The organism is Streptomyces sp. NPDC034043 (assembly GCF_055575675.1).
The window spans coordinates 259,570-286,406 of sequence record NZ_JBVISF010000005.1; the positions used below are offsets into that span (position 1 = coordinate 259,570).

Below are 26,837 nucleotides of genomic sequence, written 5' to 3' on the forward strand. Positions count from 1 at the left end.
ACTACCCGGGGGTGTTGATCATCGAGGCGGCCGCGTAGGTCAGGTACCGCCACAGCTGCGCCTCGTGCTCAGGCGCCAGGCCCAGCTCGTCCACCGCCACGCGCATGTGGCCCAGCCACGCGTCGTGCGCGGCCGCGTCCACCTGGAACGGCGCGTGCCGCATGCGCAGCCGCGGGTGCCCCCGGTCGCGGCTGTACGTCGTCGGGCCGCCCCAGTACTGCATCAGGAACAGCGCGAACCGCTCCTCGGCGGGCCCGAGGTCCTCCTCCGGGTACATCGGGCGCAGCAGCGGATCTCCCGCGACCCCCTGGTAGAAGCGGTGGACCAGACGGCGGAAGGTCTCCTCGCCGCCGACCTGCTCGTAGAAGGTCGTCTCCTGCACCGTGCTCTGCGGATCGTCATTCACCCGACCATCGTCTCAGACGCCCGGACGGAGGACGCCGGTCCCAGGACCACCGGCGACGGCCCCCGCCGAGAGGTCGCCTCCGGGGCCCGTCCGCAGCACAGTGGAGACATGAACACGGCGAGGGCCGGGGAAAGGGACCTGCGCGCGGTCGCGCACGCCGCCCAGGTACGGGAACTCACAGCCGCCGGTGTGCTGGAGGACCCGGCCTGGCGGGCGGCGTTCGACGCCGTGCCCCGGCACCTGTTCGTGCCGTACTTCTGGACCGGCCGTGGCGCCGGGCACGAGCGGCTGTGGGCCGAGGACCCGGACCCCGAGCGCCGGGCCCGCTGGCTGCGCGGGGTGTACACCGACGCCCCACTGGCGACGAGGCTGCGCGACGGCGAGCTGGTCTCCTCCAGCAGCCAGCCCTCCCTGATGGCGAAGATGCTGCACGCGCTGGAGGTGCGCGACGGGCACGACGTGCTGGAGATCGGCACCGGGACCGGCTACAACGCGGCCCTGCTCTGCCACCGGCTCGGCGACGGGCACGTCACCACGGTGGACCTGGACGAGGAGATCACCGAGTCGGCACGCTCCCACCTGGCGCTGCTCGGCTACCGGCCCGCCGTCGTCACCGGGGACGGGGCGCGCGGCTGTCCCGCCCGGGCGCCCTTCGACCGGATCCTGGTGACCTGCACCCTGCCGCTGATCCCGCCCGCCTGGCTCGGCCAGTGCCGGCCGGGGGCGCGGATCCTGGCCCCGCTGTCGACCGGGCTGATCGCGCTCACCGTCCGGGACGCCGCCTTCGCGGAGGGCCGCTTCCTGCACACCTCCGCGTACTTCGTCCCGCTGCGCGGTGCCACGGCCGCGCCGGGACCCCCGGGGGCGACCGGGCCGCTGCACGGGATCCCGTACGAACTGGTGGAGAACGAGCGCTTCCAGTTCCTGCTGATCCTGACGGCGGGCGTGCTCCACCCCCGCGAGGCGCTCGACCTGTGGCGCGGCGAGGGCCGCCCGGCGCGCGAGCGGTTCGGCGTCACCGTCACCCCGGAGGGGCAGTGGGCCTGGCTCGACGATCCCCAGGGGCCCTACGTGTGGCCCCTGGGGGAGGAGACCTGAGCGGAAGGGTCCTCAGCCGCGGCGGACGGTGATGGTGGTCCAGGCGCCGACGTGGACGCGGTCGCCGTCGGCGAGGGGCACCGGGACGTACGGCTGGATGGGCTCCTCGCCGCCGTTGATGGTGGTGCCGTTGGTGGAGTTCTGGTCGACCACGGCCCAGGTCAGGTCCGGCTGCTGGACGAGCACGGCGTGCTGGTGGGAGACGCCCGGGTCCTCCGGCGGCACCGACAGGTCGATATCCGGGGACTCTCCCGTGGAGGCGCGGCGCCGGCCGATGGTGATCTGGCCCCCCGAGAGCGGAAGGTGCAGCTCCGGGGAGTACGCGGGAAGGTTGAGGGCGGCGGCCTCGGGACCGCTGCGCCGCATCATCGCCGTGAAGTACGAACGGTCGGGGCCGATCGTCGCCGACCAGGAGGCGCCGCCGTTCAGATCGGGGACGGGCTCCTGCTGCGACGGCTGCGCCGACTGCGGCTGCTGGTACTCGGCCGGCTGGTACTCGGGCTGCTGGTACTCCGGCTGCGGGGCGGGCTGCGGGTGCTCCCGCTCCACCGGCTGCGGCTGCGCGGGCCGTTCCGGCGCGGGCGGCTGGAGCAGCCAGTCGTCCTCGCCCTGGAGCGGCTCCGCCGGGCGGTTGACCCGCGACGGGCGGGAGCCCTGGTAGTCGAAGTGGTCCTGGGAGTACACCGGCAGGGGCGGAACCGGCGGCAGGGGCGGGGACGGCGGGGTGCCCAATGTGCCCGGACCGGCCTCCGCCGCGTACGGGGTCGCCGTGCGGGTGAGGAAGTTGTACCGGCACTCCTCGCAGAAGGGGGCCATCGCCTCGCGCGGGGTCCGGCACCGCGGGCACAGCTCGGCCTGCGCGGTCGGCTCTCCGCCGGTGGGCGGGTAGCCGTAGCCGTGGGAGGGTGCCGCGGAGGCGCCCGCGGGGGCGGCCATCCGGTGGCCGCAGACCTCGCACCAGTCGTCGGAGGCGGACTGGTGGCCGTTCGGGCAGGTCGGCATCGCGGCGGCTCCCCCTTCTCCCTGCGTCATCGCGTCAGGCTTCTTCTCAGGTCTTCTTCACTCGGACGGTCTGCGTCGAACGCGTTTCAAGGGTCATCTCGTCGGCATCGGCGACCTTCGCCTTCAGCCGCACAGTACCCGCCACCGCGTCCACGACATCCACCACCTTCGCGAGCAGTTTCGCGGTGTCGGCGTTGCCGGAGGCGCTCGCCAGCTGCACGGCACGGCCCAGTTTCGCCGTCGCGCCGTCGACATCGCCCATTTTGCGGGCTTCCAGCCCCTGCTGGATAGCCTCCGCGAGCTCCGCCTGCCCCGTGTAGTGCGCCACCTGCGGGCTGATGGCCGTGGAAGCGGCCAGGTCGTCCGTCCACACCGCCCGGACCAGCCCCTGGGCGAGCGGCGGACGCGGTTCGCCGTCCGGACCGGGCAGGACGAGCGAGGCCCGGGCGGCCAGCATCTCCTGGCCCACGGAACCGCCGGGCACCCGGACGCACACGTGGTACTCGCGGGACTCGTCGCCCCAGGAGCCCGTCGGGTAGTCCCCGGCGCGCGGGCCCGCCCCGGTGCGGCGGTCCGTCAGGTCCTGGACGGAGGGCGAGACCTGCTTGACGTACTGGATCTCCGCGCCGACCGGGGTCCACAGGCGCAGCGCGACGTCCGCGACCTCCTTGCCCATGACCTTCTCCATCATGCGCGTGAAGTCCTCGGCGAGACGCGCCGGATCGGCGACGATGTCGGCGGAGCCGAGCAGCGCGTTCGCGATCCCCCTCACCTCCTTCACCTCCCAGTCCGTGCCCACCCCGCGCGCGTCGCAGGTGAAGCGGCCGGCGCAGGCGTCGAGGGTGGCGCGCAGCACCGCCGGGTCCTCGTGCTCGTTGCGGCCGTCGGTGAGCAGGATGCCGTGCCGGATCTGGGCCGGGGTCCGGCGCAGCAGGCCGTCGGCGAGCCGCAGCCACGTCCCGATGGCCGTGCCGCCGCCGGCGTGCAGGCCCCGCAGGGCCTCCTTGGCCTGGGCGCGGGTGGCCGGTCCGGCGGTGGCGAGGCCGCCCCGGCCGGGGTAGACCTCCTTGGCCTCGTGGGTGCCGGCGATCACGGCGAAGGCCGTGCCGTCGCGGAGGGTGTCGATCGCGGCGGCGGTGGCCTCGCGGGCGCCGCGCATCTTGTCGGGCGGGTACTCCATGGAGCCGGAGCAGTCCACCATGATCACGACGGCCGCGTCCTGGCCGGGCGCGTACGCGGCGGTGGCGGTGGCTCCGCCGGTGGAGGTGACCGTCACGATGGCGTGCACGTCGCGCCCGCCCGCGGGCAGGAACTCGTTCTGGTACACCTCCACGCTGAAGCGCGGGGCGCTCGGTTTGGCGAAGTTCGCCATCGGTTGGACTCCTCCTCCGGGCCGGCTGGGGCGGGCGGTCAGCCCTGGGGGCGGACCTGCGGTTCCGCTTCGGGTTCCGCTTCGGGTCGTGCGGGTGCTTCCGCATGCGCTTCCGCCCGCGCTTCGGGCGGCGCCTGCACCGGGTCGCCGAAGGGCACGACGGCGACCGTGATGTTGTCGTGGCCGCCCCCGTCCAGGGCGTGTCCGACCAGTACCTGCGCGCTGTGCAGCGGGCGGGCGGCGGCGTCCGCCGGCAGGAGCCGCGCCATCTCCCGCGCGGACTCGGCGTAGTTCCACAGGCCGTCGGTGCACACGACCACCACGCCGGGGTGGTCCGGTCTGAAGCTGGCGGTGTGCGGTTCGAGGTCGTACGCGTCGGCCCCGAGCCAGCCGGTGATGGCGTGGGCCCGGACGTCGGCGTAGGCCTCGGCCTCTCCCATCAGACCCGCGGCGACCATCTGGGCGGCCCAGGAGTCGTCCTCGGTGAGCCGGCGGGCCAGGGCGGAGCGGTCGTCCGGCACCCAGTAGGCGCGGCTGTCGCCGACCCAGCCGATGGTCAGCACACCGCCGCTGACGACGGCCCCGACGAGCGTGCAGGCGGGGGCGTTCTGCGCGCCGGGCGCCGGCGGGGCGAGGGCGGTGACCGCGGCGGCCGCCGCGAGGATCGCCTCGTGCATGGCCTCGACCGGGTTGGTGCCGCGCGGAAGGGCTTCGAGGAGCGCCTCGTTGGCGGCGCCGGCGGCGGCCGCCGATGCCTCGTCGGGACGGCTGGCGGAGGAGACGCCGTCGCACACGATGGCGACGGTGGCTGCGGAGCCGTCGGGCAGGGCGGTGGCCGACACGGCGAAGGAGTCCTCGTTGCGGTGGTGGCGCAGGCCGCGGTCGCTGACGGCGGCGACGCTGCAGAGCTCCTCCTCCAGGTGGTCCCGCTCCCGGGGCTGCGCGTGGCCGCAGTGCTCGCAGTACCCGTCGGTGTCCACGTGCCCGGCGCGGCAGGCGACGCAGGTCCTGCCCTCGCCCTGCGGGGTGCCGGACGGGGTCTCCCGCGCGGCGCCGCCGTACGGCTCCTCGGGCGTGGTGCCCGGCGGGTCGTGGCGGACGCCGCCGCTGCCCGCGTAGGGGTCCTCCCGCGCGGCGCCGCCGTACGGGTCTTCGTGCGGGCCGCCGCCCTGAGCCGCGCCTCCGTACGGGGCTTCCCGCGCGGCGCCGCCGTGCGGTTCCCCGGGCGCGGCGGCTGAGGCCCAAGGGGCGTCCGGCCCGGTCTCGCCCTCCCATCCGGGCGCGGGCACCCCGTACCCGGCGGGGCCGCCGTAGCCCGGGACGGCGTGGTGCGCGGCCCCGGCCGGGACGGGGGCCGGCTCGGCGGCGCCGGGTGCGGCGGGGACGCGGGCGCCGGGCCGCTCCGGGGCCGCGGCCGCCGGAGCTTCGGCGGGGCCGGACGCCGGGGACTCGTACCCGGCCCGGTCCGCCGCGGCCCGGGTGGGGGTGACCGGGAGGGTCGGGGTGGGATCCGTGGCGGGGGGCGCGGCGGAGAGGGCGTATCCGCACACGCCGCAGAAACGGTCACCCTCCTCCAGGGGCTCCGCGCAGCTGGGGCAGCCCGACGGCCGATGCATCGACATCACTCACACCCACGTCCGGGGACGGAAACGGTTTGCCCGTTCCACCAGTTCGATCCGCTCCTCGCCCCGCTGCGCCAGCCGGGCGAGGACGCGGTAGGAGCGTTCCAGGCCGAAGCGCAGGCCCCGCTCGTCCAGTTGACTGCCGAGCAGCGAGGTCCGGCCGGGGTCGGCACCCCGGCCACCCGACAGTACCCAGTCCAGGGCGGAGCCCAGGACCTCCGTCGCCAGCCGCTCCTGCCGCTCCGGGTCCAGGCCGAACCGCCGCAGCGCCTCCACCTGGTCGGAAGCCGCCGCGAGGTCGGCCAGCAGCTCCTCATGCGGGGAACGGTCGCGCAGGCGTGCCCGTACGGCCGCCACCCGTGCGGCGGTGTAGTGGATCGACGCCTCCGGTACGGATTCCAGGGTGCGCACCGCCGCCTCCCGGTCGCCGGCCGCCAGCTGGACCCGGGCCAGCCCGAAGGCCGCGCTCACGAAGCCCGGGTCGGTGATCCACACGAGCCGGTAGTACTCGGCGGCGTTGTCCAGCTGCCCCAGGACCTCCGCGCACAGCCCGAGCGCCAGCTTCGGCGCGGGCTCGCCCGGGAAGGCGTCGTAGACGGCGTCGAAGGACAGGGCCGCTATCGCGTCGTCCCCCGTGGCCAGGGAGGCGATCCCGCGCGCCCACACCACCCGCCAGTCGTCCGGGTACCGGGCCTCCAGCTCGGCCAGGGCGTCACCGGCGACGGCCAGTTCGCCCAGTTCGAGCCGGGCGCGCAGTTCCCGCAGCCGCAGTTCGACGGAGTCGGCCGGCGCCGCGCCGAGGGCGCCCAGCAGATCGGCGGGGGCGGAGGCGAGCAGGCCGGCGAGGAAGCCGGCATTGGGGTCGGCGGGGTCCACCAGCGGCACCGGCAGGGCCAGTGCGGTGTCGCGGGCGTCGAGGGGTGCGAGCCCGGCGGTGGCCGGCGGCGGCGTACGCGGGGCCGGGAGCGGCGGCAGCGCGTGCGCGGGGGCCGCCGGCGCCCGCCGGGGCCCGGGCACGGCGGACCCGGCGACGTGCGTGGCGGTGGTCGCGAGTGCGGGCAGCGCCGCGCCGCCTCCCGCGGGGGAGGCTCCGGCGGACGGAGCGGGCACGGCGCCGGCACCGGCCGGCCCGCCCCGCCCCGGCACGCCGGCCGGAACGGGCGCCGGCCCGTGCGCCACCGCCGGACCCGCACCCGTGTCCTGCCCGGGAACCGCGGCGGACGGTGCGCCCGCCGGGGCCACGGCACCCGCCGCACCCGCCGAAGCCGCGGTGCGGGTGCGCCGGCCGAACAGCCCGCCCCGCCCGGCGGCCACGGACCGCACCCCCAGCCGGGACACCTCCGCCCCCGGCGCGTCCGCGTACAGCTGGGTGTCCGGAACCCGCAGTTCCGGCCCGAAGAGCGTCGACAGCTGCGGCCGCGGCCGGCCCGTCTGCAGCGCGACCACCTCCCGCAGCACACCCGTCAGCTGGTCGGCCATCTCCTGCGCGGACGCGAACCGCCGCCCCGGATCCGGATCGGTCGCCCGTACCAGCAGCCGGTAGAAGGACTCGTACCGCTGGAACACCTCGATGTGCTCCGGATCCGGCAGCGAGTCCACGAACACGTTCGTGTAGCCCTGGAAGTCGAAGGTCAGCACCGCCAGGGTGCGCGCCACCGTGTACAGGTCGGAGGCCACCGAGGGGCCCACCTCCGCCACCTCGGGCGCCTGGTAGCCCACCGTGCCGTAGATGGCCGACTCCTCGTCGTCCATCCGCCGGACCGCGCCCATGTCGATCAGCTTCAGCTGGTCCTGCTGCTGGATCGCGTTGTCGACCTTGAAGTCGCAGTAGAGGAGGTTGCGGCTGTGCAGGTGCCCGAGGGCCTCCAAGGCCTCGATCCCGTATGCGCACGCCTGCTCCACCGGCAGCGGATCGCGCCGCCCGTCCGGCCGGCGCCGCTCGTTGGCGATTTCCTTCAGCGACTTGCCGCCCACGTACTCCATGACGATGTACCCGTCCAGCGAACCGGTCCGCTGATCCAGGTGCTCCACGAAGTTGTAGATCCGCACGATGTTGGAGTGCTCGATCTCCGCGAGGAAACGCCGCTCGGAGATCGCCGCCTCCATCGCGTCCTGGTCCCCGGTGTCGAGCAGGCCCTTGAGCACCACCCACCGGTCCGACACCGCCCGGTCCACCGCCAGGTAGACCCAGCCGAGCCCGCCGTGCGCGAGGCAGCCCGCCACCTCGTACTGGCCGTGCACCACGTCCCCGGCGCGCAGCTTCGGCACGAAGGAGTACGGGTGCCCGCACTTGGTGCAGAAGCCCTCCGTGCGCCCCGGCCGGTCCCCGCGCGCCCGGCCCACCGGAGCCCCGCAGTCCGAGCGCGAGCAGAACCGCTTCCGCTCCGGCACCTCCGGGTTCTCCAGCACCGCCGCCGACGGATCCGGACGCGGCACCTCGGGCACGCTGACCAGCCCCGCGCCCAGCCGGCTACGCCCCGACGAGGACGCGGCCGAGCCCGAACTGCGCACCGACACCGACCGGCTGGACGCGCTGCCGGCCAGCGAACGCGACAGCCGGCCGGACACCGAACGGCGCGAGGAGGAGGAGCGGGAGGACCGCGAGGAGCGGGCCGAGGCCGAGGACCGGCCCGAACCGCGCGAACCCGCCGAACCCCGGGAGTCGCCGTGCCGGGCGGCGCTCGTCATCCCGGTCGGCGGCGACACCAGCTCCTCCGCGCCCGCGGCGACCGCACCCACCGGCGCCAGCCCGCAGGTGTCGCAGTAGAGCCCGCCGCCGCCCATGTCCTCGTACGCACCCAGGCAGCCGGGGCGAAGGCAGGGCGTTCCGATCGGGGTCATGCCTCCTCCTCCCCCGGCCGCGCGGGCCGGTGTTCCTGTGGCGCCAGGGCCTCCGCCGTCGCCTGCTGGTAGCGCCGGACCGCCTGCTCCGCAGCCCGCAGGTCGCAGGGCGCGCTCCACAGCATCCGCCGGGCCGCGTCGTACCGCTCGATCAGCAGCGGGTCCTCCGCGATGCCGTGCCGGGCCGCCTTCGCCTTGTACGCGTCGAGCCGTCCGCGCAGCTCGGCCCGCACCGCCAGGGGCGCCGTCACCGCCGTCAACGATTCACGGGCCCTCCGCAGTTCCTCCTCGGCCCGGTCCTCCAGCGCGTCCAGCAGCGGCGACAGCCGGTGCCACTGCGACCGCCGCCGGTACTCGGCCGCCGCCGCCAGCTGTTCCTGGAGGGCCGTCGGCGGGCCGCTGACCGCCGGCACCTCCGACGCCGCGATCTTCGCCAGCACCTCGCCGCGCGCCGTCCGCGCCTCCGCCAGGGTCCGGTCGGCGCGCGACAGCAGGTCCCGTACCGCGATCAGCCGCTGTTCCGCGTCCTGCCGTACCGTCAGGACCGCTTCCACCTCACGGCGTACGTCGTCCAGCGCGCGCGCCGCCCGGTCGTAGCGGGCGGTGTCCGGACGGCCCCCGCCCGGGGCGGAGCTCCCCGCCGCCGGCACCCAGAAGGCCAGCGGGTCGGCGATCACCGCCTCCCGCAGTCGCGTCAGCTCGGCGGTGATCTCCTCCAGGTCGTCCCCCGCGGGGTGCTCGCCCGGCCGGACCCCCACCGAGTGCGCCAGCGAACGCGTCCGGTGCAGCTCGGCGGCGAGCAGGTCGATCCGCGCGGGCAGCGCCGACCACACCGCGTCGGCGGCGACCACCACGTCCAGGGCGGACGCGTACAGCTCGTTCATCCGGGCCACCAGCTCGGCCAGAGAGAAGCGCTCCGCCAGCGCCGCGCCCTCCAGCCCGGCGCCGGCGATCGTCACCCCCGGCCCGCGCAGCCGCTCCGTCAGCTCGGCCAGGTCCTCCCGGCTCGGCCAGCGGCGCCGCTCGCGGATCTCCCGGGCGGCGGCCAGCGCCCCGCTGTAGGCGTCGAAGTACGTCCACAGCCGGGTCACCGACGCGTCGGCGGCGGCCCACCGCTCCTTGGTGACCCCGCTCAGAGCGGCGCCCTCCAGCAGCCGCCGTCCCGCGTGGTCCTGGAGCGCGAGCAGGGAGGTCTCGACGGCCTCGTGCTCCGCGCCCAGACGGGCCAGCGCCCGGTCGACGTCGTCCCGGTCCATCACCGCCGGCCCCGCACCCGGCAGGGGCGCACGGAGCTCGCTCGGATGGGGCCCGCCCGCACGGGGCCCGCTCGTGTAAGGCTCGCTCACGTACCGCTCCGAATCCGCCATGTGCCTCAGCCGTCCCGGTACTTGGGCGCCGGCGGCACGCTGGCCCTCGGCAGGACGTCCTCGAAGTGCTTCCTGTAGGAGGTCGCCCACGGGCTCTGCTCACCGCCCGCCCGGAAGTTCTCCAGCACCTTGTTCACCCGGCGCACCAGGTCGGAGGCGTCCTTGTTCATGGCCACCCCGTAGAACTCGCGGGTGAAGGGCGCCCCGACCAGCTGGACCGACGGGTCCTGCGCCGCCTGTCCGGCGGCCAGCGCGTTGTCCGTGATGATCCCGTCCACCTCGCCCAGCTGGAGCCGCACCAGGCAGTCCAGCTGGTTCGGCACCGACACCCCGACGGACCCGTACGACTGGGACTTCAGGGCCGACTCCGCCGTGGACCCGGCCGCCGTGCAGATCCGGCGGCCCTTCAGCGAGGCGTCGTACCCGGTGATCGGCGAGCCCTTGGGGGCCAGCACCTGCTGGCCGGCCTCGAAGTAGGCCGTCGAGAAGGCCACGTCCTCCAGGCGCTTGCAGTTGATCGTCATGGTCCGCACGACGATGTCGACCCGGCCCTCCTGGAGCGCCGGGACGCGCTGACTGGTCGGGATGGCCCGGTAGATGACCAGGTCCTCACTGCCCAGGATGTCCTTCGCTATCGCCTTCACCAGGTCGATGTCGAAACCGTCCAGACGGCCGTCCGGATTGCGGTAGCCCCACTTGAAACTGTTCTGGTCCACGCCCGCCACGAGCTTGCCCGCCTTGCGGATCCGCTCGATCGCCGGGCCGTCCAGCCCCGACGGGCGCAGGCTGGCCTCCGGGTTCTGGCAGGTGTCGGCCGGCTGGTACGGGGCCGCGGCCACCGCGGCCGGCTCGCGGACCGCCCCGGACCCGCCCGCCGGCGGGGACCCGGCCAGCGGCAGCAGCACCGCCGCCGCCGTCACCCCGCAGGCCGCGGCCATGGCACTGACCCCGCCCCAGCCGCGCAGCCGGCCGGCCGCGCCCCGCACCCGGGCCGCGCCGGACGGCCGCGGCACAGCGCCCTCCGCCTCCCGCGGCGTCCCGTACGGCTCGTTCCGCTCCGGCCGTGTCCCTCGTATCCGCATCGATCTCACCTGTACTCCGAAAGCCTGCGGCCGATGCCGAGGAGGGCCGCCGCCGCGCCGGCGAGCGCCAGCACCGCCGAGCCCGTCACCAGGCCGCCCAGCGCGCCGAGCCCGTCCCGGGCGGCCAGGGTGAACTGCTTCTGTTCATGGGCCACGGCCCGCTCCAGGGAGGCGTCCACCGTGTCGAACGAGGTGCCGCTGCTGTCCTTGTGCCGCTCGTCCCCGATGACCTGGAGCAGCGCCTGCTCGTAGTCGCCCTTCATGTCGGCGTCCCGGGCCGCCGCGTGCCGCTGCTTCCACTGCGCCACGCCCGCGACGGCCTTCGAGACCGGCTCCCGGCCGCTCCCGTCGTCCGCCAGCCGCAGCGCCCGCGCCAGACCGGCGTCGAGCTGCTTCATGTTCTTCTCGTAGTCCACGTCGTACTTGTCGGACTTCTTGTCCTCGGCCAGTACGGCGCCCCGCGCGATCAGCGTCAGGTTCTCGTTCGCCCGCGCCTGGAGCGAGGCGATCCGGGCGTCGTTGAGCACCTTCAGGGACTCCTGCCCGTCCGCCCTCGCCTCGCCCAGCCCGGCCCGCGCCACCGACTGCCCCACCGTCAGCCACAGCAGCGCCACCGCCGCCGCGGCCGTCGCCGCCAGCATTCCGTGGTTGAAGACCCGGTTCGTCCGCCGGTAGGTCCGCCGCTGCGCCCACACCAGGGCGGCCAGCGCGAGCACGCCCGCGCCCGTCGCCGCCGCCGGCCAGGACCGGGCCTCGTCGTAGTCCGTGTACAGCCGGCCCGTCTCCGCCTCGTACAGCCGCTGGGCCGCGGGCAGCAGCACCGTGCTCATCAGCTCGTTGGCGTGGCGCAGGTAGGCTCCGCCCAGCGGCAGGCCCTGCCGGTTCGTCGCCCGGGCCTGCTCGATCAGCCCGGTGTAGCGGGGCAGTTGCTCGCCGAGCAGCGCGATCTCCTTGCGGGACTCCCCGCCGGCCCCGGTGTTGGCGGCCGCGCTCACCAGCAGCCGGGAGGCGTTCGCGATGTCCTTCTCGTAGCGCCGGCGGACCTCCCGGGGCTCCTGGGCGCCCGCGAGGAAGCCGCTGGAGGAGGCCGTGTCGGCATCGGCGAGGGAACGGTAGATGCTCGCCGCGTCCGCGCTCAGCGGCTGGCTGCGGCCCACCACGTCCTCCGCGGCCGTGACCCGGCCGGAGACCTCCCACACCGCCACCGCGCCGAACAGGACGACCAGGGCGGCCAGTACCGCACCGATGATCCGCAGCCGGCCCGGCTCGGTCGTCGCCGCGGCGCGCAGCCGCTCGACGCCCTCCGCCCAGGCGGTACCGCGTCCCGGCGGCGCGGGCGGTCTCCCGGCCGGTCCGGCGGGCGCCCCGGAGGTACCGCCCCCGGGCGCCGGCGCGCGTGTCGTGATGGCCACCGTGACCTCCCCCTCGGTCCCTCTGCTCCGCAGCAGTATGGCCGTAGTGGCGCCCGGCCACAGCACCCGGTGCCCGATCTTGGACGGTCCCCCCTCCCGGGCCGCCCCGGCCGTCGCCCCGCCTGCTCCTACCCCTGCGGATCCCCCCGTCACCCTTCACCGCCGATGCCCTTCACCGTCAATACGCCTCGGCGGCCCCCGTGGTTCCGGCCGCCGAGGTGCCCGGCGCGGTTTCACTCAAACGGGTAAGCAGCCTCGCCGCGGCGCCGGCCGGCGCGCCCAGGGCGTCCAGCCCCAGCAGGGCGGCCCCCAGCACCGGCGGGGCGGTGACCACCGACACCCGGGCCCGGGGCGCGCGGACGGCCAGCAACTCCTCGATGCGGCCGTTCAGCTGCGGGTGCCGGGCAGCGAGCACACTGCCGCCCAGCAGCACCGGCACCTCCCGCTCCAGCAGCCCGAGCCGCTCCATGGCCACCGAGGCCATCGCCACCACCTCGTCGGCCTGCCGCTCCACGAGCGCCGAGGCCACCGGGTCCCCCGCCGCCGCCACCGCGAACAGCACCGGCACCAGCTCGTGCAGCCGCTCCCGGGCCAGAGTGCCCAGGTGCGCCGCCTCGATCAGCGCGGCCATCGACGCCAGCCCGAAGTGCCCGGGCAGGGCCGTCGCCAGAGCCGTCGGTCCGCCCCGCCCGTCCTCGGCCCGCGCCGCCCACCACAGGGCCTCCTGCGCCAGGCCGCCCCCGCCGCCCCAGTCCCCGGAGATCTGCCCGAGGGCGGGGAAGCGGGCGGTGCGCCCGTCGGGCAGCATGCCCACGCAGTTGATGCCCGCCCCGCAGACCACGGCGACCCCGAACGGGGTGTCCACTCCCGCCCGCAGGATCGCGAAGGTGTCGTTGCGCACCTCGGTGGCCGCGCCCCAGCCGCGCGCCGCGACCGCCTCCGTGAGCCGGCGTTCCTCCACCGGCAGGTCCACGTTGGCCAGGCAGGCCGAGACCCGGGCGACACGCGGCACCCCGGGCAGCCCGGCGGCCGCGGCCGCCGCCGAGGCGGCCTCGGCGAGCACGTCCACGGCCGCCTCCACACCGGTCCGGGGCGGCTGGAAGCCCCCGGCGCGCCCGGTGCCGAGGACCGTGCCGTCGGCGGCGACGAGCACGGCGTCGGTCTTGCTGTTGCCCGCGTCGATCGCGAGGACGGCCGGGCGGGCCGGGCCGTCCGGGACGGCGGAGGCGCCGGGGACGGCTACGCCCACGGCAGGTGCTCCTTGTTGTGCGCGAGCAGCCGGTCGGTCAGCCCCTCGGCCAGGTCGTACTGTCCGACGAGCGGATGCGCGAGGAGGGCCTTGAGGACCCGCTCCCGCCCGCCGCGCAGGGCCGCGTCCAGCGCCAGGTCCTCGTACGCGCCGACGTGCGCGACCAGCCCGGCGTACAGGGGGTCGAGCCGGGGCACGGCCAGCGGTACCGGGCCCTCGCCGCCGACCCGCGCCTGGACCTCGATCACGGCGTCGTCCGCCAGGAAGGGCAGCGTCCCGCCGTTGCGGGTGTTGACCACCTGGACGGACGGTCCGCCGCCGCCGAGCAGGGCCGCCGCGAGGTCCACGGCCGCCTCCGAGTAGAAGGCCCCGCCCCGCCGGGCCAGCAGCGCGGGCTTCTCGTCGAGCGCGGGATCCGCGTACAGGGCGAGGAGTTCCCGCTCCATCGCGGCGACCTCGGCGGCCCGCGAGGGCTTCTCGCCCAGCTCCCGCACCACCTGGTCGTGGGCGTAGAAGTAGCGCAGGTAGTACGAGGGCACCACGCCGAGCCGGTCCAGCAGCGCCCGCGGCAGGCGCAGGTCGGCGGCGACGGCGTCCCCGTGCTCGGCCAGCAGGCGCGGCAGCGCGTCGGCGCCGCCCGGGCCGCCGAGGCGCACCCCGAGTTCCCAGGTCAGGTGGTTGAGGCCGACGTGGTCGAGGTGGACCTCGGCGGGCGCCACGCCCAGCAGGGCGGCGAACTTCCGCTGGAAGCCGATGGCGACGTTGCACAGCCCGACCGCCTTGTGCCCGGCCCCGAGCAGGGCCCGGGTGACGATCCCGACCGGGTTGGTGAAGTCGATGATCCAGGCGTCCGGGGCGGCCCGGCGGACCCGCTCGGCGATGTCGAGGACCACCGGGACGGTCCGCAGGGCCTTGGCGAGCCCGCCCGCACCCGTGGTCTCCTGGCCGACGCAGCCGCACTCCAGGGGCCAGGTCTCGTCCTGGAGCCGGGCCGCCTGCCCGCCGACGCGCAGCTGGAGCAGCACCGCGTCGGCGTCGGCCACGCCCGCGTCCAGGTCGGAGGTGGTGGTGACGCGCCCCGGGTGGCCCTGGCGGGCGAAGATCCGCCGGGCCAGGCCGCCGACCAGCTCCAGCCGTTCGGCGGCGGGGTCGATCAGTACGAGTTCGCCGACGGGCAGGGTGTCGCGCATCCGTGCGAAGCCGTCGGCCAGTTCGGGCGTGTAGGTGGAACCGCCGCCCACCACTGCGAGTTTCATCGGGATCAGCCTTTCACGCCGGTCAGGGTGACTCCCTCGACGAACGCCTTCTGGGCGAAGAAGAAGAGGACGATCACCGGGGCCATGACGAGCGCCGTCGCCGCCATGGTGAGGTTCCAGTTGGTGTGGTGCGCCCCCTTGAAGGACTCCAGGCCGTAGCTGAGGGTCCAGGCGGCCGGGTTGTCGGAGGCGTAGATCTGCGGGCCGAAGTAGTCGTTCCAGGCGTAGAAGAACTGGAACAGCGCGACGGCCGCGATCCCCGGCCTGGCCATGGGCACCACGACGCGCAGCAGGACGCGGACCTCGCCGCAGCCGTCGAGGCGGGCCGCGTCCAGGTACTCGCCGGGGATGGTCAGCAGGAACTGGCGCAGCAGGAAGATGGCGAAGGCGTCGCCGAACGCCAGCGGCACGATCAGCGGCCACAGGGTGCCGGACAGGTCGAGCTGCTTCGCCCAGAAGAGGTACATGGGGATGACGGCCGCCTGGGGCGGCAGCATCATCGTGGCGATCACCAGGAGCAGCGCGATCCGCCGGCCGCGGAAGCGGAACTTCGCGAGGGCGTAGGCGACGGGCAGCGAGGAGACCACGGTCAGCACGGTCCCGAGCCCCGCGTACAGCAGGGTGTTGCGCCACCAGGTCAGGAAGCCGGGGGTGTGCCAGACCTGCGCGTAGTTGCCCCACTCCCAGGTGCGCGGCCACAGCTCGCGGGTCAGGGCCTGCTGGTCGCTCATCAGGGAGGTGAGGAGGAGGAAGACGAAGGGGAGGACGAAGAACAGGGCGGCGGCGACGGCCAGGGCGTGCACCCCGACCCAGTGGAGCACGGCCTTGCGGTGGTGGCGCATCTCAGTCACCGGATCCGATCAGTCCGCCCCGGCGGCGCATCAGGAGCGCGGTGACGGCCATGGAGAGGGCGAAAAGCACCAGGGACAGGACGCTGGCGGAGCCGTAGTCGAAGCGCTGGAAGCCGAGGTTGTAGACGGTCTGGGGGAGGGTCAGCGTGGACTTGTCGGGGTAGCCCGGTTCGACCTGCTGTCCCGAGCCGCCGATGATCCCGGCGGAGGTCTTCCCGGCGATGAGCGGCTGCGTGTAGTACTGCATGGCCTGGATGACCCCGGTGACCACGGCGAAGAGGACGACGGGGGAGATGTTCGGCAGGGTGATGTGCCGGAAGCGGGCCCAGGCGCCGGCCCCGTCCAGCTCGGCGGCCTCGTACTGCTCCTTCGGTACGTCGAGCAGCGCCGCCATGAAGATCACCATCAGGTCGCCGGCCCCCCACAGCGCGAGGACGGTGAGCGCGGGCTTGGACCAGGCCGCGTCGGTGAACCAGCCGGGCGCCGGCAGTCCGGCGGCTTCGAGCAGGGTGTTGACGGGGCCCGTGCCGGGGTTGAGGAGGAAGACGAAGGAGAGGGTCGCGGCCACCGGCGGGGCCAGGTAGGGCAGGTAGAACAGGGTCCGGAAGAGGCCGGCGCCGGTTTTGACCTTGGTGACGAGCAGGCCGACGCCGAGCCCGAAGACGACCCGGCAGCTCACCATGACCGCGACGAGCCACAGCGTGTTGCGCATCGCCGGCCAGAAGAGCGGATAGTCGCAGAAGACGTAGCTCCAGTTGTCCAGGCCGTTGAAGACGGGGGGCCGGAAGCCGTCGTACCGGGTGAAGGAGAAGTAGACGGTGGACAGCAGCGGGTAGGCGAAGAAGACGGCGGAGCCGATCAGCCAGGGCGACAGGAAGGCGAGGGTCCGCAGGGCGGAGCGCCGGTGCCGGGCCCGCAGGGCGGGGGTGGTGGCCATGGGGCTACTTGGCCTTCGCGATGTCCGTGTCGATCTGCCGGTCGGTCCTGGCGAGCCCGGCCGCGAGATCGGGGACGTCGCCCTTCTCGACGGAGTACGCGAAGTCCTGGAAGGTCAGCTGGTAGGCGCCGCCGTTCACCTGGGCCGGGGTGGTGTTCGACTTCGGGTGCCGGGCGATGTCGAGGAACGTCTTCGACTCGGGGGTGATCTAGAGCCGCGGCGAACGGAGCGCGTCGAGCGTCGAGGGGATGTTGTGGATGGCGTTGGCGAAGGCGACCACCGCCTCGGTGTCCGTGGTCATGTACCGCACCAGCTCCCAGGCGGCGTTCTGCTTCCGGCTCGCCGAGGAGATGCCCATGATGGTGCCGGAGAGGTAGCCCTTGCCGTAGTCGGCCCTCTGGTCGTCCGGCACGGGCAGCGGGGCGGTGCCGATCTCGAAGGGGACGCCGGCCGCCTTGGCCATGGCCGGCCTCCACTCGCCGTCGATCTGCATGGCCACGAGTCCCTTGTGGAAGGGGTGTTCGTTGCTCCATTCGGCGCCGAAACCGGTGCGGAACCGTTCCAGCTTCTCGTAGCCCCCGAGCTTGGCCACCAGGTCCTTCTGGGCGGTGAGCATCTTCGCGAAGGCCGGGTCGCTGGCGAGGTTCGACTTGCCGTCGGCGGTGAAGTAGGTGGGGCTCCACTGCGCGGCCAGCCGCATCGGGGTGGTCTCGTAGCCGTGGAAGGTGGGCATCACGCCGAGCTGCTCGTACGAATCCCCCTTGGGCTTGGTGAGTTTCCGCGCGGCCTCCTCGAACTCGCTCCACGTCCGCGGCGGTTCGGCGATCCCGGCGGCGGCGAACGCGGTCTTGTTGTAGACGAGGCCGTAGGCGTCGTGGAGCAGCGGCAGCGTGCACTGGTTGCCGTTGAACCGCGTGTACTCCAGCAGGGTCGCCGGGAAGACCTTCGCCGTGTCGATCCCGGACTTCTCCAGGAAGGGGCCCAGGTCGGCGAAGGCGCCGGAGTTGCAGAACGCGCCGACGCTGTCCGTGGCGAAGGAGGAGACCACGTCGGGGGCCTTGTCCCCGCCCGCGCGCAGCGCCTGGTTGATCTTGTCGTCGGTCATGTTGCCGGTGGCCTTGACCTTGATGTTCGGGTGCGCCTTCTCGAAGCGGGCGATGTTGTCCTCGATCGCCTTGACCTCGCTGGGCGTGGACCAGCCGTGCCAGAAGCTGATGGTGACGTCGGCCTTCGGGTCGTCGGCGGCGGGGGCGCCGCTCTGGCCGGTGCAGCCGGCGGCGAGCAGGGATATGGCGGCGAGGACGGCCGCGGTGGTGGTCAGGCGTGCGGCTTCGGGCATGGAGGCACTCGCTCTCTGGGGGAGAACTTCGGATGAGGGGCTGAGGGGGCTGAGGGACGGGGGTCAGCGGGAGGTGTCGAAGACTTCCTCGCGGGTGGTGGCCAGGGCGCTCTCCAGGGCGCCGCGCAGCACGGGGTGTTCGCGCACCTCGCCGGTCACCAGCCGGGGCCGGGAGGGGGCCAGTTCGGCCAGTTCGTCCTCCAGCAGGGCGCGCAGCGGGTCGCCGCCCGCGGTGATCAGGGCGCCGGACAGCACCACGATCTCCGGGTCCAGCACGGCGACCAGCGAGGCCAGGCCGGTCGCGAGCGCGGTGGCGTACGACCGGAGGAAGCGCAGGCGGGCTCCCCGCGGCTCGGCGGCGGCGCGCCGCAGCAGGTCGGCCCCGGCGGCCACCCGCGCCGCCCGCGGGGCGCCCGGGAGGACGCCGGCGTCGAACCCGGCACCGGCGGCGAGGGCGGGCAGGACCTGTACGCCGGCCAGCTCCTGGTAGCCGCCGCTGTTGGCCCGCGCCACCTGGCGGACCAAGGGGTGGCCGGGCACGGGCAGGAAGCCCACCTCGCCCGCGCCGCCGGTCCAGCCGCGGTGCAGCCGTCCGCCGAGGACGAGGGCGGCGCCGAGGCCCTCCTCGTTCCACAGCAGGACGAAGTCCTCGTGGCCGCGGGCCGCGCCGAGCCGCTGCTCGGCGACCGCGGCGAGGTTCACGTCGTTCTCGTACTCGACCGGCACGGGCAGGGCCGCGGCCAGTTCGTCGAGGAGGGTGGGGGAGTGCCAGCCGGGGAGGTGGCCGGCGTAGCGCAGCCGCCCGGAGCGGGGGTCGAAGGCGCCGGGGGTGGCGATGACGACGCGGTGCAGGGCGGGGAGGGTGAGCCCGGCGTCTTCCAGGGCCGCGCGCAGGGCCCGGGTGACCTGCCCGACGGCGTCGGCGCACTCGGCGCTGGGGATCTCGGCGCGGCCGGTCACGGTGCCGGTCAGGTCGGCGACGGCGGCGAGCACCCGGTCGGGGGTCACGTCGAGACCGGCGACGTGGGCGGCGCGGGCGTTGAGCGCGTACAGCTGGGCGTTCGGGCCGGGGCGGCCGCCGTCGGTGCCGGTGGCCACGACCAGCCCGGCGGCCTCCAGCCGGGCCAGCAGCTGGGAGGCGGTGGGCTTCGACAGTCCGGTGAGGCGCCCGATCCGCGTCCGGGACAGGGGGCCGTGCGTCAGCAGCAGCTCCAGGGCGGCGCGGTCGTTCATGGCGCGCAGCAGGCTGGGGGTTCCGGGAGTGGTGGTCGGCATGACGGGTGCTCCCTCACCGAGGCAACTGTTAGGTAAGTTTCCTATCAGCGGCGGAGGGGTGTCAATGCCGCTGCCCCGCCGGTACGGACCGGCGGGGCAGCGGTGGGTGCGGGCGGGCACGGCGGACGGCCGGGCGGGCCCTACTTCGGCAGCCGGACCCCCGGCGCGGGCGCCTGCGGGATCGGGGCGGTGGCCAGGGACTGCGGGGAGGCCGGGTTGGCCAGCGCCGACGGCGCGGCGACGGCGGCCGCCGCGTCGACCGGGGCGGCCTCCTCCTCGCCGGGGTCCGGGGCGCCGCCGATGATCCGGATCCCGGCCGCGTCGAAGGCCTCCTTGATCCGCCAGCGCAGCTCGCGCTCCACCGCGAACTGCTGGCCCGGCATCGTCTTCGCCGACACCTTCACCGTCATGGAGGCCAGCAGCACCTCGTCCAGGCCCAGCACCTCCACCGGACCCCACAGCCGCTCGTCCCACGGGGTCTCCTTGGCCAGGGTGTCCGCGACCCCCTGGACCACCTCGCGGATGTGCGCGAGGTTTTCCGTCGGCTTGACCTGCACGGCCACGCCCGCGGTCGCCCAGCCCTGGCTGAGGTTGCCGATCCGCTTGATCTCGCCGTTGCGGACGTACCAGATCTCGCCGTTGTCGCCGCGCAGCTTGGTCACGCGCAGTCCGACCTCGATCACCTCGCCCGAGGCCACCCCGGCGTCGATCTGGTCACCGACGCCGTACTGGTCCTCCATGATCATGAACACGCCGGAGAGGAAGTCCGTCACCAGGTTGCGGGCACCGAAGCCGATCGCCACACCGGCCACGCCCGCGCTCGCCAGCAGCGGCCCCAGGTCGATCTTCAGGGCGGCCAGCACCATCAGCGCGGCCGTGCCGAGGATCACGAACGAGGACACCGAACGCAGTACCGAACCGATCGCCTCCGAACGCTGGCGGCGCCGCTCCGCGTTGACCAGCAGCCCGCCGAGCGCGGTGCCCTCGACGGCCTCCGCCCCGGAGTTCATCCGGCTTATCAGCTTGGTCAGGGCCTTGCGGACCACCGAACGGAGCGCCACCGCGATCACGATGATCAGCAGGATCCGCAGGCCGACGCTCAGCCAGGTGGCCCAGTTCTCCTCGACGAAGCTCGCGGCGTTCGTCACGCTCTCGGCGGCGTCGTCGGTGGTTGACGCTGCCTGCGGTAGCAGGATGGCGGGCGAGGGCACGGCGGGAACCTCCAGGGCATAGCGGTCCGCCCGCGGAACGGTCGTACGGTCGTGCAGACGGTGCGGGCGGACCATCCACACTAACGGGGCACGCGACCGACCTCGTTGTGCTGTTCGAGGGAGAGACCGGACTCACCTGGGGAGGAAAGGGTGTGTGGTCGAAAACACCCCGGGCCCGTTACCGGCGCGTGGTGGCGCTTCGACCAGCCGTAAGGGGAGACTGAGAGCAGATCGTCCCGGCGCGAGCCACGCGCCGCCGGCGTACAAGGAGGCAGTCCGTGCCGCACGTCCTGGTCCTCAACGCGTCGTACGAGCCCCTCGGCGTCGTACCGCTCCGCCGCGCGCTCGTCCTCGTCCTGGAGAACAAGGCCATCTCCCTCGAGGAATCGGGCGCCTTCCTGCACAGCGCGACACGAGCCGTCCCCGCGCCCAGCGTGGTCCGGCTCAAGCGCTTCGTGCGGGTCCCCTACCGGGGGCCCGTTCCACTCACCCGCCGCGCGCTGTTCGCCCGCGACGGCGGCCGCTGCATGTACTGCGGGGCCGTCGCCACCAGCGTGGACCACGTCATCCCGCGCAGCCGCGGAGGCCAGCACGCCTGGGACAACGTGGTCGCCGCCTGCCGGCGGTGCAACCACGTGAAGGCCGACCGGCACCTGCTGGAACTCGGCTGGCGCCTGCGCCACCAGCCGGCTCCGCCCTCCGGGCTGGCCTGGCGGATCATCGGAACGGGGCACCGCGACCCGCGGTGGATGCCGTACCTCCAGCCGTACGGGGCACAGGACGCCCTCGAACGCATCGGAGCCACCGCGTAGCCCCCCGCGCCCGGGCCGTGCGCGCGCCGCGCCGCGCAGGGCTCAGGGGACCACCGCGAGGGCCGTGGCGGACCAGAGGCTGCAGCCGAAGCGCGTCGCGCGGCGCTCGCACGTGACGCGGAGGTAGCGCGTGTCCGGCGCGTCCAGCCGGACCGCGTCCACCCCGCCCCGGGAGGACACCACCGCCCCCGGGCGCCACGTCACGCCGTCGCGGGACGTCTCCACCCGGAACTGCGAGGGGTGGGCCTCCTGCCAGTGCAGGGTCAGCAGGCCCACCCGGGCCGGGGCGGCCAGTTCGGCCTGCCACCAGGCGCCGTCCACCGCCGGGGACGACCACCGGGTGGCGGCGGACCCGTCCACCGCCGCCGACGCCGGGAACTGCGGGGCCTCGTCGCCCGACGAGCGGGCCCGCGCCGTGCGCAGCAGGTCCGGACCGCCGGTGCGCGGAACCGCCCGGACGGTGAGGGTGCGCACCTCCCCGTCGAAGGCGAGCGGGACCTCGTACACCCCGGCCGGGGTGCCCGCCGCCACCGTGACCTCCACCGGGACGGAGACCGTCGCGCCCCGGGGCACCGCGACCTCCTGCGGCAGCCGCACCTGGACCCCCGCCGGCGGGGCCGCCGTCAGCGGGGCCCGGAACTCCCCGGGACGCAGTCCGGACAGCTGCGCCGGCACGGTGCGCGCCGCGCCGCCGATCTCCACGTCGGCGCGGCCCCCTGCGGACAGTTCGAAGCGGGCCCGCGGGCCGTCCGCGAACCACGGGACCACCTTGTGCACCACGGGGTCCGGGCCCGCCCACGACAGCCGGACCGCGTCCGCCCGTACGCCCGCCGCATCGGCCTGCGTCCAGCCGGACACCGCCGCGTCGGCCAGCCGCCGCCAGCCCTCACCGGGCACGTGCGCCTCCACCGTCACGCCCCGCGCGCCCGGCGCCAGCGGGTCCGTCATGACCGTGACCGCCGCGAGCGGCCGCGCCGAGTCCAGCCGGACGGTGTGGGAGCCGGCTTCGCGCACCACGGTCCCGTCCTTGCGGGCAGCTCCCGTCCAGGCGTCCGACTCCGCCGCCGCCTTCGCCAGGAAGGGGTCCAGCACGGAGGTGTCCACCCGCACCCCGCCCGGCTCGGCCAGCGCGCTCCGTGCCCGCGCGAGCTCCCGCGAGGCCTGCCAGGCGGCCGCCCCGTCACCCCGGGCCTCGGCGCGCAGCAGGTCGACCGCCAGCTCGCCCGCGGCCCCGTACCGCGCGAGCCGCTCCAGCCAGGGCCCGGCCTCCTCCGCCACCGGCGCGTCCAGGCGCCGGGGGGCCTCCCGCAGCACGGTGAACGCCGCGCGGAGCCGGTCGCCGGCGGCCTTGTCCCCGGCGGCGCGGGCCCGCCAGAACTCCTCGACCAGCGGCTTCAGATAGGCCGACTCCTCCACCTTCAGGCCCGAGGAGGCCGTGTTCCCCGCCAGGGCCGCGAGCGCCGCCCGGGTCCTCGGGTCGGGGCCGGACAGGTCGAGGACCGCCGCCGCCCAGGACTCCCCGGCCCGGTAACCGCGCGGGTTCCAGGCGTAGTCCGCCGCCGTGAACAGCGGGATCCGGGACAGGGTGCCCTGCGCCATCGCGTTGGCCAGCACCCCCGCCGAACCGCCCGCCACCGCCGGATCGCGCCCGGCGTACGGGCCGAGGAAGATGCGGCCCGGGTCCCAGTCGTTGACCGGGTAGTTGTCCATGGTGACCAGCGGATGCGCGAGCGCCGCCCGCGCCCCGGCCAGCTCCTGGCCCGTGATGGTGCGCGGCACCACGCCCACGCCCGTCCAGGCCACTTCCACGCGCGGGTCCAGCGCCCCCGCCAGGGCCGTCCGGTAGGCGGTGGCGCCGTTCTGGAAGTACTCCGTCGGCAGCAGCGACAGCGGGGCCGACCCGGGGTGCCGCGCCGCCAGGTGCGCGGCCAGCTCGCCCGCGACCTCGGCGTGCGCCTTCGCCGCCGCGGCGGGGCCCGTCCCGTACCGCGCCCGGTCGGCGCGGCAGCCCCATTCGGTGTAGCTGACGTCCTGGAACTGCACCTGGAAGGCCCGGAAGCCCAGCTCCCACATGGCGTCGGCCTTGCGCAGCAGCGCCGCCCGGTCGTCCGCCGACGACAGGCACATCGACTGCCCCGGGGACACCGCCCAGCCGAGCACCACCCGGTTGGCGCGGGCCCGCTCGGCCAGGGCCCGGAATTCCTCCTGCCGTGCGCGCGGGTACTCCTCGCGCCAGGCCGTGGTGCGGTACGGGTCGTCACCGGGCGCCAGCAGCATCCGGTTCTGCTTGGTACGGCCCAGGAAGTCCAGCTGCTCCAGGCGCTGCTCCTGGGTCCAGGGCTGCCCGTAGAAGCCCTCGGTGATCCCGCGCACGGGGGCGATGGGCCAGTCCCGCACCAGCATCCCGGGCACCTTGCCGCGCCCGGCCGCCAGCAGCTGGCGCAGCGTCTGCGCGGCGTGGAACAGCCCGTCCTCGCCCACCCCGGCCAGCGCGACGGTGTCCCGCCCGCCGGTCCGTCCCACCGCCAGCCGGTAGCCGCCGGCGGGCAGGTCCCCGGCCGGCGCGGCGCCCAGCGCCCGCAGGGCCTCCTCGGCGTCCGGCCCCTGGAGCCGGACGACGAGGGCCCGCTCGGGCAGCGCCGCGCCCGGGGGGCGCACGAGCGGGTTCCGCACCCCGGCCGCGCGCAGGGCGGTGCGTACGACCTCGACGGCGTACGGGTCCACGTCCTGCGGGGCCACCAGCACGGCCTCCGCGGGCACCGGCAGCTCCCGCCCCGGGTCGGCGGTCGCCGACTGCGGCCTCGGCCACACGGCGGGGCCCTCGGAAGCGGCTCGGGGAACGTCGGAGCCCGGGTCGACGACGGACCCGAGTCCCGCCGCCTGGACGGGGACTGACCCGCTGTCGGGGCGCGCGGAGCCCGAGTTCCCCGGTGCCGCGGTGAGCCGCGGCGGAGCGGACGCGACAGCTCCGCCGAGCAGTGTTCCGATGACGGCGACGGCGGCGGCCGTGGTCCGCTTCCTGCCCCTGAGCTGCATGGAGCCTCCCCCGTCCCGAGTCGTCCCCCGACCGTGTGAACGAGCCAGAGCCCACCACCCGTGCGGCGTGGGTGTCAATGCGGGTGGGGTGATCTGACCTGGATCCGCCAGGAATGCGATGCCCCTGACTGGGTATGGCTGCGGTGTTCACCACGGGTGTTGCATGGGCGGTCCGAAGACCGCGCCGGCGGTCCGAAGAGCGCCGGCGGTCCGAACAACCACGCCGGCGGTCCGAACAACCGCACCAGGGAGGAACCTCATGAACGCCCGCACCGCGTCCGCCACCCGCGGGAAACCGGCCCCGCTCGCCCATCTGCCCGTCCCGTCCGGGCCCGGGGACCTGCCGGCCGCCGACGCCGCGCACCCGCCGCTGACCAGCGAACCCCCGCTGGCCGGCTCCGCGTACGCGCCCCTGACCAGTGAGTCCCCGCTCGTGGCCGAGTCCCCCCTCACCAGCGAGCCGCTCACCTAGGCCGTCTCTTCCGGATCTTGCCTGACCCGCGACGCCTGGCACGGCACCTCGCCGCGTTGTCGGCACAGCCGGGTACGTCCAGTACGCGCGCTGTACCTCCGCCTTGCGAGGCACCGCACCAGACGCCGCGGGCTTGACCGGCGAGATCCGGAAGAGATGGCCCAGCCGTCCCCCAGCCCCCCTCCAGCCAAGGATGACGATGGACGACCTCGCCCGGCTCGCGGCCCTCTACGGCGTCGCCACCTCCTACCAGCCCGCCGAGGACGTCACCGTCCAGGTGCCCGAGGCCACGGTCCGGGCCGTGCTGGGCCTGATCGGCGTCCCCGCCGGCACCCCAGAGGAGGTGCGGGAGACGGCCGGCACCACCGAGCGGGAGCGGGCCGGGCGGCTGCTCCCGCCGACGCTGGTGCACTGGAGGGGAGAGCCCGCGCCGGCGGCCCTGGCCGGGCTGCCGGCCGGGACGCGGGTGCGGGTGACCCTGGAGGACGGGGCCGGGCAGGCCGACTGGCACCCCGGCCTGCCCCTGGGGGTGCACCGGCTGGCCGCCGAGGCACCCGACGGGCGCACCGCCTCCGCCACCCTGATCGTGGCCCCGGACCGGGCCCCGGCGGCGCCCGCCCGCGCCCACGGGCTGCTCGTCCAGCTGTACTCCCTGCTCTCGGAGCGCTCCTGGGGCATGGGCGACCTGGGCGACCTCGCGGAGCTGGCCCGCTGGGCGGCCCGCACCCACGGCGCCGGGTTCGTCCAGGTCAACCCGCTCCACGCGGGCTTCCCCGGTACCCCGAGCGACCCGTCCCCCTACCGGCCGTCCTCCCGTCGCTTCCCGGACCCGGTGCACCTGCGCGTCGAGGACCTCCCCGAGTGGGAGGCCTGCCCGGAGCGGGACGCCCTCGCCGAACTCGCCGCCCGGGGCGGAGAGCTGCGCCGGGAGGTGCTGGAGAAGGGGGCGCTGATCGACCGGGACGCCGTCTGGGCCCTCAAGCGCGCCGCCCTGGAACTGCTGTACGCCGTCCCGCGCACCCCCGCGCGGGAGGCCGCCTACCGGGCGTTCCGCGCGGCCCAGGGGGACGGGCTCGCCGCGCACGCCGCCTGGTGCGCGGCCGCCGCCGGGGAGGACCCCGGGGAGCGCGCCGATTTCCACTGCTGGCTGGTCTGGCTGACGGACACCCAGCTGACCGCCGCCCAGCGGGCCGCGCGGGAGGCCGGGATGGAGGTCGGCATCGTGCACGACCTGGCCGTCGGGGTGCACCCGGACGGCTCGGACGCCCGTACCGGCTCCTTCCACGCCCGCAGCGCCTCCGTCGGCGCCCCGCCGGACGCCTTCAACGCGCGCGGCCAGGACTGGGGACTGCCGCCGTGGCGGCCCGACGCGCTGGAGCAGTCCGCGTACGCGCCGTTCCGGGCCCTGCTGCGCGGGGTGTTCCGCTACGCGGGGGCGGTGCGGGTGGACCACGTCATGGGCCTGTTCCGGCTCTGGTGGATCCCGGAGGGCACCCCGCCCGCGGAGGGGACGTACGTCTCCTACGACGGCGAGGCGATGCTGGCCGTGCTGGTCCTGGAGGCCCACCGGGCCGGGGCGCTGGTGGTCGGCGAGGACCTCGGGACGGTCGAGCCGGGGGTGCGGCGGGCGCTGGCCCGGCGCGGGATCCTCGGCACCTCCGTGCTCTGGTTCGAGCGGGACTGGTCCGGTGACGGCGAGCCGCTGCCCGCCGCGGCCTGGCGGTCGGAGTGCCTGGCCACCGCCACCACCCACGACCTGCCGCCCTCCGCCGCCAAGCTGGCCGGGTCCCACGTCGAACTGCGCGACCGGCTCGGCCTGCTGACCCGTCCTCTGGAGCAGGAGCGGGCCGAGGACGCCGCCGACACCGCGCGGTGGCTGGCGGTACTGGACCGGCTGGGGCTGGAGACCAAGGGCGAGGAGGCCGCCGTACGGGCCCTGTACGCGTTCCTGCTGCGCACGCCCGCCCGGCTGGTCGGCGTGTGGCTGCCCGACGCGGTGGGGGACCGGCGGCCGCAGAACCTGCCGGGCACCTGGGACCAGTACCCCAACTGGCGGCTGCCGCTGGCCGACGCCGGGGGGCGGCCGCTGACCCTGGAGGCGCTGACCGCCTCGCCCCGGGCGAACGCCCTGCTCGGCGCCGTGCGGGAGGGCGCGCGGACCCGTACGGCACCCCCGGGCGCGCGCCCCGTTTAGGTG

19 protein-coding genes and 1 pseudogene are annotated in these 26,837 nt (G+C 75.2%); 4 read left to right on the forward strand and 16 right to left on the reverse strand.

Features of this window, described 5'->3' with window-relative positions:
* Position 1: 1 nt before the first annotated feature.
* Complete coding sequence (locus tag ACZ51S_RS14990) at positions 2 to 406, reverse strand: globin (protein ID WP_388938846.1); 405 nt, start codon at positions 404 to 406, stop codon at positions 2 to 4.
* Between the two features lie 108 nt (positions 407 to 514).
* On the opposite strand from ACZ51S_RS14990, the gene ACZ51S_RS14995 reads away from it, so the two are divergent.
* Entirely contained in the window at positions 515 to 1,504 is a 990-nt protein-coding gene (locus ACZ51S_RS14995) for a methyltransferase domain-containing protein (RefSeq protein ID WP_468960954.1), read from the forward strand.
* A gap of 12 nt (positions 1,505 to 1,516) precedes the next feature.
* Here ACZ51S_RS14995 and ACZ51S_RS15000 read toward each other — a convergent pair whose 3' ends face one another.
* From ACZ51S_RS15000 to ACZ51S_RS15065, 14 genes and pseudogenes are all read right to left on the reverse strand, one after another.
* On the reverse strand, positions 1,517 to 2,536 hold the full coding sequence (locus ACZ51S_RS15000) for an FHA domain-containing protein (RefSeq protein ID WP_468960956.1): 1,020 nt from the start codon (positions 2,534 to 2,536) through the stop codon (positions 1,517 to 1,519).
* Positions 2,537 to 2,552: 16 nt separating this feature from the next.
* Positions 2,553 to 3,878, reverse strand: coding sequence for a VWA domain-containing protein (locus ACZ51S_RS15005; RefSeq protein ID WP_468474950.1), 1,326 nt, complete (start codon positions 3,876 to 3,878; stop codon positions 2,553 to 2,555).
* A gap of 38 nt (positions 3,879 to 3,916) precedes the next feature.
* On the reverse strand, positions 3,917 to 5,500 hold the full coding sequence (locus ACZ51S_RS15010) for a protein phosphatase 2C domain-containing protein (protein ID WP_468884157.1): 1,584 nt from the start codon (positions 5,498 to 5,500) through the stop codon (positions 3,917 to 3,919).
* A gap of 3 nt (positions 5,501 to 5,503) precedes the next feature.
* Positions 5,504 to 8,332: a serine/threonine-protein kinase gene (locus tag ACZ51S_RS15015; protein ID WP_468961147.1), complete on the reverse strand. Its 2,829-nt coding sequence runs from the start codon at positions 8,330 to 8,332 to the stop codon at positions 5,504 to 5,506.
* Positions 8,333 to 8,337: 5 nt separating this feature from the next.
* Positions 8,338 to 9,597, reverse strand: coding sequence for a hypothetical protein (locus ACZ51S_RS15020; protein ID WP_468475068.1), 1,260 nt, complete (start codon positions 9,595 to 9,597; stop codon positions 8,338 to 8,340).
* Between the two features lie 116 nt (positions 9,598 to 9,713).
* Positions 9,714 to 10,646 carry a glutamate ABC transporter substrate-binding protein gene (locus ACZ51S_RS15025; RefSeq protein WP_468802133.1) on the reverse strand — a complete coding sequence of 311 codons (933 nt, stop codon included), beginning with the start codon at positions 10,644 to 10,646 and terminating at the stop codon, positions 9,714 to 9,716.
* A gap of 149 nt (positions 10,647 to 10,795) precedes the next feature.
* The gene (locus ACZ51S_RS15030; protein ID WP_468884154.1) at positions 10,796 to 12,202 is read right to left on the reverse strand and encodes a hypothetical protein; all 1,407 of its coding nucleotides are present in this window, start codon (positions 12,200 to 12,202) and stop codon (positions 10,796 to 10,798) included.
* A gap of 178 nt (positions 12,203 to 12,380) precedes the next feature.
* Positions 12,381 to 13,451, reverse strand: a complete 1,071-nt coding sequence (locus ACZ51S_RS15035) for an N-acetylglucosamine kinase (protein ID WP_468474945.1) — start codon at positions 13,449 to 13,451, stop codon at positions 12,381 to 12,383.
* Positions 13,442 to 14,707, reverse strand: a complete 1,266-nt coding sequence (locus ACZ51S_RS15040; RefSeq protein ID WP_468960959.1) for a 6-phospho-beta-glucosidase — start codon at positions 14,705 to 14,707, stop codon at positions 13,442 to 13,444. The genes ACZ51S_RS15035 and ACZ51S_RS15040 overlap by 10 nt, the downstream gene beginning before the upstream one ends.
* Before the next feature lie 5 nt (positions 14,708 to 14,712).
* A complete protein-coding gene (locus ACZ51S_RS15045) occupies positions 14,713 to 15,549 on the reverse strand; it encodes a carbohydrate ABC transporter permease (protein ID WP_468475067.1) in 837 nt (278 codons plus the stop codon).
* A 1-nt stretch (position 15,550) separates the two neighbouring features.
* Entirely contained in the window at positions 15,551 to 16,495 is a 945-nt protein-coding gene (locus ACZ51S_RS15050; RefSeq protein ID WP_468474943.1) for a carbohydrate ABC transporter permease, read from the reverse strand.
* 4 nt (positions 16,496 to 16,499) lie between these two features.
* A pseudogene (locus ACZ51S_RS15055) lies at positions 16,500 to 17,834 on the reverse strand (ABC transporter substrate-binding protein).
* Positions 17,835 to 17,897: 63 nt separating this feature from the next.
* Entirely contained in the window at positions 17,898 to 19,109 is a 1,212-nt protein-coding gene (locus ACZ51S_RS15060) for an ROK family transcriptional regulator (RefSeq protein ID WP_468960963.1), read from the reverse strand.
* A gap of 140 nt (positions 19,110 to 19,249) precedes the next feature.
* Positions 19,250 to 20,320 (reverse strand): mechanosensitive ion channel family protein, encoded by a 1,071-nt coding sequence (locus tag ACZ51S_RS15065; RefSeq protein ID WP_468474940.1) that lies wholly within the window; start codon positions 20,318 to 20,320, stop codon positions 19,250 to 19,252.
* A gap of 278 nt (positions 20,321 to 20,598) precedes the next feature.
* Here ACZ51S_RS15065 and ACZ51S_RS15070 point away from each other — a divergent pair, with 278 nt between their 5' ends.
* Positions 20,599 to 21,132, forward strand: a complete 534-nt coding sequence (locus ACZ51S_RS15070) for an HNH endonuclease (protein WP_388938867.1) — start codon at positions 20,599 to 20,601, stop codon at positions 21,130 to 21,132.
* A gap of 42 nt (positions 21,133 to 21,174) precedes the next feature.
* On the opposite strand, the gene ACZ51S_RS15075 is transcribed toward ACZ51S_RS15070, so the two are convergent.
* Positions 21,175 to 24,168, reverse strand: a complete 2,994-nt coding sequence (locus ACZ51S_RS15075; protein ID WP_468802023.1) for a beta-N-acetylglucosaminidase domain-containing protein — start codon at positions 24,166 to 24,168, stop codon at positions 21,175 to 21,177.
* 259 nt (positions 24,169 to 24,427) lie between these two features.
* On the opposite strand from ACZ51S_RS15075, the gene ACZ51S_RS15080 reads away from it, so the two are divergent.
* Positions 24,428 to 24,640 carry a hypothetical protein gene (locus tag ACZ51S_RS15080; protein ID WP_468474938.1) on the forward strand — a complete coding sequence of 71 codons (213 nt, stop codon included), beginning with the start codon at positions 24,428 to 24,430 and terminating at the stop codon, positions 24,638 to 24,640.
* 193 nt (positions 24,641 to 24,833) lie between these two features.
* Positions 24,834 to 26,834, forward strand: coding sequence for a 4-alpha-glucanotransferase (locus tag ACZ51S_RS15085; RefSeq protein ID WP_468960966.1), 2,001 nt, complete (start codon positions 24,834 to 24,836; stop codon positions 26,832 to 26,834).
* Positions 26,835 to 26,837 lie beyond the last annotated feature (3 nt).